The sequence below is a fragment of the Nostoc cf. edaphicum LEGE 07299 genome, from assembly GCF_015207245.1.
Classification (GTDB): domain Bacteria; phylum Cyanobacteriota; class Cyanobacteriia; order Cyanobacteriales; family Nostocaceae; genus Nostoc; species Nostoc edaphicum_B.
The window spans coordinates 1-8,897 of the sequence record NZ_JADEXF010000082.1 but is presented as its reverse complement, the minus strand read 5'-3'; the positions used below and the strand labels follow the sequence as shown (position 1 = coordinate 8,897).

Here is an 8,897-nt window from a genome sequence, read left to right as displayed (position 1 = left end):
TTCTTCTACTACTATCAAGTCGTCAATACGACCGACAAATGCTGTCCGCAGTGCTAAACGTCGCTCTTTGCGGTTCAATTTCAGGTCGAAGTCTCTAGGCTTTGGCCCAAAGATCACACCACCACCACGCCACAATGGTGAACGAATAGACCCTGCACGAGCGCGACCAGTACCTTTTTGCCGCCAAGGTTTACGACCGCCACCTCTGACTTCAGCACGAGTTTTTGTGCTGGCATTTCCTTGACGAGCATTGGTCAATTGCCGTACTAAGGCGCGGTGTACAATATGAGACGCTGTTCCTTCTTTGGCAACGCGCAATTCGAAGGTCGTCTCGCCGACCTGTTCTCCTTGCCAATTTTTAACTACGCTTTCAACCATCTTTGTTATCTGTCCTTTGTCATTTGTCATTTGTCATTTGTCTTTTGTCCTTAGCCAATGACTACTGACTACTGACTAATGACTTTTGACTATCCCACTGTTTTTGCAGGTACAACACTTACTAGAGCGCCTGGTTTACCAGGAATGGCTCCTTTAATTAGCAATAAGTTGCGTTCTGGATCAACTCGCACTATGGTCAGTTTGCGGATTGTAATACGTTTTCCACCTAAACGACCTGCCATCCGCTTACCTGGATAGACACGACCTGGTGTTGTACCAGCACCAATAGAACCGGGCGCTCTGTGGTTTTTGGAACCGTGTGACATTGGCCCGCGACCAAAGTTATTGCGCTTCTGGTTTCCCGCAAAGCCGCGACCGATGCTTGTACCGACGACATCGACAATTTGACCAGCGCTAAAAATATCTGCTTTAATCTCTTGACCTAAAGCATAATCACTAGAGCTATCGGTGTGATATTCGTTTAAGTGACGCAATGCTGGGGCAGATGATTTAGCCAAATGACCCAGTAGTGGTCTGTTTAGTGCCTTGGGTTTAACTTCGCCATAACCAACTTGAATGGCAAAGTAACCGTCGGTTTCTTTCGTTTTAACTTGTGTAACAGTGCATGGCCCTGCTTGAATGACAGTTACAGGAATAGATACTCCTGCTTCGTCAAATATTTGAGTCATGCCCAGCTTGGTGCCGAGAATACCTACAGACACAGTAACTGGTTCTCCTTTCTACTTGCTGACCTTGGAATTGGACTTTAGAGGACACGCTTTGTACGCATCAGTTTAGGCTGGGTTAGCCTGCGAAATTTGGAATGGTTTTAATAAACCGCTCCAAATGCTTTTGGACACAACAAACCGTGTCCTTACTGCTTGGTGAATCTGTTTAGCTTCACTCATTAGATCACCAGAACAGCCACAAGTCTCTTCCCCTTGGGAAGGAGTAACTTCTGGAATCAATGCAAGGCGCTACAGCTTTAAGCTGTGTGCAGCAATGCTTTCGTCCAAGCAATTGCTCTGGCACTTTCTGGAGGCAGCGCTGTCGGCGGGTTTTCCGATTTTTACACGCCCGAAGGGCGGCTTCCCGGAGATTGGCTACTGCCGTGTTGCAGTTGGACTTAAGCGGTTATTACCGCCCAGTATCCGTTAACTGAGACTCACGTAATGCCATGAAACCAACATTGCTGCTCAGTTTTACTTCCTTAAACACCTTAAACTATTGTTTAAGCTTTTGCCCGCTTTTTTTAAGGCACAGGAGTAAACGTACCTTGGAGCTTAGGATTAACTTTAGTTATTCTTCCATAAGCTCTAATGTTGACCTGAAAGCTCTCTTAGTTTACCAGTCTACGATCGCTCTGAGTTAGATTATCCAATTTGGATTAAGTCATCAGTTTTTGATGCTAACACTACCTCAGAATGACAGTAAAAAGTCAACCTAATTTGCGTTTTTGGTCACAATCTAATAATATAAATTATTTATTTATGTTTGTCCAGTAATTTATAGAGCTATTTTTAGGGAGCAGGGGAGCAGAGGAGCAGAGGAGCAGAGGAGCAGAGGAGCAGGGGAGCAGGGGAGCAGGGGAGCAGAGGAGAATAATTCATCCCCAATGCCTAATACCCAAAAAAATGCTTTTAATCTATCGGTTCAGGGTAAATAATAGAGATATCTAAGTGGGATAAGACGAAAATCTATGGCACTAATTACCACTGGCAACGGTTTAATCCGCGATCTGGAAAAATTTGGCGCTCTTGGAGTGTATGTACCTCTGGAAGGGGGTTATGAAGGTCGATATCAGCGCCGACTACGGGCAGCTGGCTATACTACCCTTCACATTACTGCTAAAGGACTGGGTGATGTAGCCGCATATCTCACAAGAATTCATGGAGTCAGACCTCCTCATCTTGGTAAGAAAAGTACTGGTAGCGGTGCGGCAGTAGGTCAAGTGTACTATCTGCCGCCAATTCTCGATTCTCATCTAGAACAGCTACCGCCAAAGTCTAAGGGGCTGGTCTTGTGGATTATTGAAGGGCATATTCTTTCCAATCAGGAACTTGAGTATTTGACGAATTTGCCTCAACTAGAACCACGAGTGAGAGTAATCATTGAAAGGGGTGGCGATCGCTCTTTCCGTTGGACTTCTCTAGAAAAAACTCTGTTAGCTAGCTAACACTTACAAAGCTGAGGAGTTAAAAGTAAAGAGTGAGGAGTTAAAATTTTTAAATTCATAACTTCTCACTCTTTATATATTGGCTATTGGCAATTATCGGTATTGCGCTATGTGCAACTTAAATGCTCATTAGCTGATAAATTTTTTGGTAAATCCACGTAACCGGATTAACACTGGCTTCGCCCATTTTCCACCCAGCAAATCGTGTAACAGAGTATAAAAACACGGGATGATAAACAGCGTCAGCACTGTTGCCAAAGATAAACCTGAAAACACCACCACACCTAATGGTTGCAGAAATTCTGAGCCTTCCCCAATTCCTAACGCTAGGGGGAACATACCTAAAACAGTGGTAATAGTTGTCATTAACACTGGTCGTAGGCGTTGAGGAGCAGCTTTCAAAATGGCAGTTTTTCGGTCAACTTTTTCCCGTTCCCGAATTTGATTCGCCAATTCTACCATAATGATGGCGTTATTGACCACAATACCCACTAGCAAAACCGCACCGACAATTACTGTTGCTCCAATAGCAGTTTTAGTAATGTAAAGTCCGAAAATCCCCCCAGCTAATGCCAAAGGAATTGTAAACATAATTACTAGCGGGTCAATGAGGGAGTTATATTGTATCGCCATTACCACAAAGACTAGAAAAGCAGCTAATCCACCCAACAGTTGCAGTGAACTTTGCAGTTGCTGATTAGATTCAGCGGCTGAACTGGGTAAGCGGCTAACACCTTCAGGTAAATCTAAACTATCTAGTACCGTACTCACCTGTTCTAGGGCATCACTGAGGCTAGCTCCCTCAGTCAAGTTGCCAGCAATTAAGAAAACCTGGCGTTGGTTAATTCGCTGAACTTCTCCTGGAGCTTGAGCTTCAGCAATTTTGGCAACATCGCTCAAGCGAACTTGGCGATTGTTTTCCACAAATAAAGGCAACCTTTCTAATTGAGAAGCTGCTTGCACTGATTTTTCATTCAACTGTACCCGAACATCGACTAAACGGTTGCCGCGTTGCAACTGAGTTGGTACACTACCTTCGATCGCAGTCTGAATTGTTTGACCAATATCTGTAGTAGTTAACCCCAAAGCTGAAACCCTTTCCCAATCAGGAATAATCTGAATTTCTGGCTGGCGCTCATCTGCATCGGGACGAAACCTCGCAAGGGTGACTTGTTCTTCCAGGGCCGCTAGTACCTGACGTCCAGCTTCTTCTAAAGTATTTACGTCATTTCCCTGAAGCATCACGTCAACATCAGCACCACGGATGGGAGAGTTACTGAGAATCAAACCCCGCACTTGACCAGGGGCAAGGCGCAAGCGAATTCCGGCTAAATTTAACTTGTTAAACTCCTGGGTAAGTCGTTCTGTATAAGCTTGCACGTTAGTACCCGGTTTCAGGGTAATATTTGCAGTACTTCGCAGGGGATTGGCATTGGTATTAGAACCAAAGAGGGAACCACCAGATGTAGAGAAAACATATTCTGTTTCTGGTTGATTGCGGAGAATATCATCTACCGCAGCCATGACTTTTCGGTTAGTTTCTAGGGGCGTACCGGGAGGAAACTGAGCGTTTAAGTTGGCTTGTCCGGTATTGATGCGGGGGAGAATTTCTTGGGGAATTTGCGGAGCCATCCACAAACTGCCGCCACCAAAAAGGATAATAGCGATCGCTACCGTAACCAACCGCCAGCGTAATATCCCACCTAAAAAACTGCCGTATCCTCTCGTAGATGCATCAAAGCGGTTATTAAACTGCCGCAACAGCCAAAAATTGCTCAGACGACTAGAAAACTTCCATGCCAACATTCGGGAGGCAAGCATCGGTACAACGGTCACGGCAATCAAAATTGAAGCCGCAACAGAAAAGGTGATGGTAAGAATTAATTCATTAAATAGTAGTGCGATAAAGCCGCCAATCAGCAAAAATGGCAACACCGCCACCAAGTTTGTACTAGTAGAAGCAATTAAAGCTGATTCTACTTCTTGGCTACTTTTTTCTGCCTGGTAAATTAGTTGCTGCGAATTCAAGCGGGTTTTATTATCTTTACCGGGAGTCATCCCAGCACCCTCGGCAATGTTCTCCAACATGACGATGGAGTTATCTACCACAATACCTACACCCAGTGCTAGACCACCCAAACTAAAAACGTTGAGAGATAAGCCAAATAGTCCCATCAAGATGATGGCAGCTAGGGTTGCTAAGGGGATGGCGAGGACGATGATGAAAGTTTGTCGTAGAGAACCGAGAAATAGGAGAACTGCGATCGCTGCTAGTGCAGTCCCTACCAACCCGGAAGTGGCAACATTCGAGATAGAATTGCTAATAAACCGCGACTCATCCAAGGTAGGTGTAATAACTGTCCCTTCGGGAATTACGCCAGATTGTCGGAGTTCTTCCAAGCGTTTTTTCACACCCTCGACAACGTTGATGGTGTTGGCATCCGGCTGCTTTTGGACACTGACTTTTATCGCTGGTTCCCCGTTCAGTAAGACGTAAATCCGTTGTTGTTCTGAACCGTCAATAACTTCGGCAAAGTCCCGCAAATAGACGCGGCGTTTGGGAGTGGTGGAAGTAGCGGCAGAATCGGGAGATGAGGAAGATGAAGGAGTAGGCGAAGAGACTTCAAAGGAAAGATTGCTGATTTCATTGGCATTTTGGAAGCGCCCCACAGTACGGGTTAATGGCTCAGAATTCTGCCCCAAAATCCGACCGCCAGAAATATCTATGTTGCGATTTCTGAGTTCATCTAGCACATCGGTCAAGCCTACACCTACAGCTTGCAACCGATCTAAATCTATATTGACCCTAACCTCTTCTTGAACTCCTCCCGATACATCTACCCCTGCAACTCCGGGTACAACACTTAGTTCGCGGACTAGTTCCTCTTCAGCAAAAACACGTAAAGCCATGCCTTCTAGAGAAGGCGAAGTTAATGCCAATTCATAAACAGGTAACTGAGAAGGATCAACTTTAAATAATCGCGGTTCTTCGATGGTGTCTGGTAATGTGCTTCTAGCTCTGTTAAAAGCAGCTGTAGCATCGTTTAAAGCTTGGTCAATATTGCCTCCCGTTTGAAAGTAAAGATCCAAATTTACCTGTCCCTCACGAGTTTGGGAGAAAATTTGGATCACACCTTCAGTAGCCGCAAAGGCTTCTTCTAGGGGTTTGGTTACTTCATCAACTGCTACCTCTGGTGAGATTCCAGGTGCTTGTATTCGCACACCAATCCGAGGATAGGTGATTGATGGTAGTAAATCCACTGGTAGCTTGACTACAAAGAAGACACCTAGCACTATCACTGCCAAGGTCAGCATGAGTGTGCCGATATGTTGGCGGATTGATATGGCACTGATACTAAATCCGCCACCATTCTTTACTTGTTGCATTATTATCGCTGTGCTCCAATTAAAAAGGCAAAATGAAAAATTCCAAAAGAGATTTTGAATTTTGAATTTTTAATTCCCCTTAGGGGCTGACTCCGCTGTTTCGGAAAGAATCGATAAACGTACAGCGTCTCCATTTTTTAAGGGTTGACCACTGCGAACAACATAGCGCTCCCCCGCTTGCAAGCCAGATAGAATTTCCACTTTGCCATCAGCCTTTTGTCCTAAAGTGACAGCACGCATCGCTACTTTCGTCTTGCCTTCTGTGTCTTTTACCACAAATAGCGCCCCCGATGGATTTTCTTGCTCTTTACTGACTCCCTTTGCTGCCCCTGCTTGTTTTTGAATAGCTGTTTGCGGCACTACTACGCGCTGTTGAGCCTGGGTTTCAAAATTGACTCGTGCCAGTAATCCGCTACCAATCTTCCCTTGAGTGTTGGGAATCACCACTTCTACAGGTATCAAGCGAGCTGTGGCATCGGCAGCTGGAGAAATGCGCGCAACTCTGCCCATTAATGTTTCGTTGGGGAAGGCATCTAAGCGGACTTGTACAGATTGCCCAACCTGAATTTGTGCCAGTTCTAATTCGGAAACTTGCACGACGACTTTCACACGGTTAAAGTCGCCAATTTTCAAGACTTCACTACCTGCTTGTAGAAGGTTGCCGGGTTCTGTCACCCTTTCTGTGACTACGCCAGTGATAGGGGATGTCAGCCGGGCGTAAGACCTGCGCTCTTTGGTTTGAGCAACTACTGCCTGTTGTGCTAAGACTCTACCTTGAGCCGCAGCAACGGCTTGCTGTTCTGTACGAACCTGCTCTTGAGCTGCCCGTAGTGCCTGGGCTGCTGTTTGCGCCTGGGTACGCGCTTGCTGGGCTGTTTGTTCAGCGATCGCTCCGGCTTTGAATAGATTCTGTTGCCGTTGTGAGTCTGCCTGAGCTTGTACTACTTCTAGGCGCGCCCGTTCAACGTCTGCACGGGCATTGCTTACCTGATTTGTTGCCCTAGCTACTTCTGATTTGAGGGCTGCTAGTTCTGCTTCTGCTTGCTTTAATTCGGTCGAAAGTATGGTAGCATCTAACTGTCCGACGTTTTGCCCAAGTTTTACTGTATCGCCTACATCAAGGTTTAAAGCCAACAACCGAGCTTCTACTTGCGATCGCAATGATACAATCCGAAAGGGTGTTGTATTACCTGTATATTCTGGTGATTTTTGCAGCAAGTCAGTTCGAGCGATCGCCACATCTACAGGCGTTGCACCACCACGTTCTCTACCAGATTTTTGAGATTGTGCTTCGGCTGATTCTTTGGGCAGTGAACCGCAACTCGCTGTCAGCAATCCTATACCTACCAAACAGGGAATTAACAAACTTCTTACAGAGGTGGAGAAAAGTAAGTAATTTTTCCCTTTTCCACCTGTTGTACAAGTGCTGTTTGCAAGAATTCTACTCTTTACATCTGCGCTCACCACTTCAGTCTTCACAACAGAATTTAATTGGATATTAATGAGCTGGTTGGCGGCTACCGGATCTGTCATTCTCACCTGTTTGTGCGGCTTATTCATATCCAAGATCATTTATTTTTCTTTTATTGGGGAGCTTTTGGGGTTAAACAGCCGTGTTTTACCAAGTAATTTTTAGAGATATCATTAACAAAAAACGGTGAGAATTCATAAGCTGTCTATCAGTAATTTTCTGTATAAGAAATTACTGTTTTCCCATAAAAGTCTAAAATTTCTCACCGCTCTACTTCTTACGCAGAGGTAGAAAATCTTCTTGCAGATTAATAAATTATAAACTTAGTATAAATATTTGTCAGTTTTCTGAAATCTACCCATAGGAGAAACCTGGCTTTCTCTAAAGATATTAAACTTTTTGTTCAATATCCCAACATGGGCGATATTACAATAATTACCCATTTATTCGTTTCATGCGTAAGTATTTGTACTTATAGGACTTTCTTTATTTTATTAAGAATATTAAAGATTTATTGCTTTTTATGTCTATAATGTACTGGAAAACACTATTTTTTCTTACCCCCCTTGCGTAATATTGCAAGAAACAGGGCGATAAATACCATAGCAACAACAGCAATAATGAGGTTTTTTGCCAGAAATATATTTGTATTAGGTGAGGAAGGTAAGGCGTGACATCATTGCTCAAAATCGTACAAACCACTGAATGAATCCCAGATTTCCGAATTTTTTCAGGAATCAGCAGGGAAGTGGCGATGTCTACGACGGGCTACGCCTACGCAACGACGCTACTATAACCTTCTCGTGGGTGCGGTTCACTTAGCCTCACCCGTTTTTAGACTAGCCAGCATCTAGCTATTAACCGCTTATATAACTTTTTATAACAGTTTTTCAAACTTTTTCCCAGAAAGTTGGTTGCTATGTCATGATGGGAAGTGAAATGAGAATTAATTCGGCGACAGTGTTTGTTTTTAGTATTGACAGGCTTTTTCCTTTTGGTATTACAGACTTCTCTCCGAAATCTAAATCTCTACAAACTTATGATTTTGGAGACATTTGATGTCAATTTACGTTGGTAACCTCTCCTATGATGTTACACAAGATGCGCTGAGTGCTGTATTTGCAGAATATGGTGCTGTAAAGCGTGTTCAACTACCCACTGACCGTGAAACAGGTCGTTTACGCGGCTTTGCTTTCGTGGAAATGAGTTCAGAAGATGAAGAAGCAAAAGCCATTGAAGCTCTTGATGGTGCTGAATGGCTTGGCCGTGACCTCAAGGTAAATAAAGCCAAGCCCAAAGAAGACAGAAGTGGTGGTTCCTTTGGGAACCGTGGTGGTGGCGGCGGCTACAACCGTAGCAACAACCGCTACTAAGCTTAATTGAATTTAGAAAAGGCTCAGGCAGAAATGCTTGAGCCTTTTTTATGCCAAACTTTGATTCTAAATAATTTTAAACCAACACTAAACTTGATTACAGAGCTACTAG

The 8,897-nt window shown here is 44.3% G+C and carries 6 protein-coding genes; 2 read left to right on the top strand and 4 right to left on the bottom strand.

Annotated features, from left to right (window positions below):
* Together rplD and rplC are read right to left on the bottom strand one after the other, a co-directional pair.
* On the bottom strand, positions 1-378 hold a 378-nt coding region (gene rplD / locus IQ229_RS04120; protein WP_194041522.1), incomplete at its 3' end, for a 50S ribosomal protein L4.
* Positions 379-467: 89 nt separating this feature from the next.
* Positions 468-1,100, bottom strand: coding sequence for a 50S ribosomal protein L3 (gene rplC, locus IQ229_RS04115; RefSeq protein WP_094349087.1), 633 nt, complete (start codon positions 1,098-1,100; stop codon positions 468-470).
* A gap of 977 nt (positions 1,101-2,077) precedes the next feature.
* Between rplC and ndhN the strand changes: the two genes are divergently transcribed.
* Positions 2,078-2,554 (top strand): NAD(P)H-quinone oxidoreductase subunit N, encoded by a 477-nt coding sequence (ndhN, locus tag IQ229_RS04110; RefSeq protein WP_194041520.1) that lies wholly within the window; start codon positions 2,078-2,080, stop codon positions 2,552-2,554.
* Between the two features lie 129 nt (positions 2,555-2,683).
* On the opposite strand, the gene IQ229_RS04105 is transcribed toward ndhN, so the two are convergent.
* Positions 2,684-5,941 carry an efflux RND transporter permease subunit gene (locus IQ229_RS04105; RefSeq protein ID WP_194041518.1) on the bottom strand — a complete coding sequence of 1,086 codons (3,258 nt, stop codon included), beginning with the start codon at positions 5,939-5,941 and terminating at the stop codon, positions 2,684-2,686.
* A 69-nt stretch (positions 5,942-6,010) separates the two neighbouring features.
* Positions 6,011-7,513 (bottom strand): efflux RND transporter periplasmic adaptor subunit, encoded by a 1,503-nt coding sequence (locus tag IQ229_RS04100; RefSeq protein WP_228013105.1) that lies wholly within the window; start codon positions 7,511-7,513, stop codon positions 6,011-6,013.
* 957 nt (positions 7,514-8,470) lie between these two features.
* On the opposite strand from IQ229_RS04100, the gene IQ229_RS04095 reads away from it, so the two are divergent.
* Positions 8,471-8,785, top strand: coding sequence for an RNA recognition motif domain-containing protein (locus tag IQ229_RS04095; RefSeq protein ID WP_194041514.1), 315 nt, complete (start codon positions 8,471-8,473; stop codon positions 8,783-8,785).
* Positions 8,786-8,897: the final 112 nt, after the last annotated feature.

Coding starts and splice junctions, on each gene's coding strand:
- ndhN (WP_194041520.1), top strand. CDS start 2,078: ATGGCACTAATTACCACTGGCAACGGTTTAATCCGCGATCTGGAAAAA.
- IQ229_RS04105 (WP_194041518.1), bottom strand. CDS start 5,941: ATGCAACAAGTAAAGAATGGTGGCGGATTTAGTATCAGTGCCATATCA.
- IQ229_RS04100 (WP_228013105.1), bottom strand. CDS start 7,513: ATGATCTTGGATATGAATAAGCCGCACAAACAGGTGAGAATGACAGAT.
- IQ229_RS04095 (WP_194041514.1), top strand. CDS start 8,471: ATGTCAATTTACGTTGGTAACCTCTCCTATGATGTTACACAAGATGCG.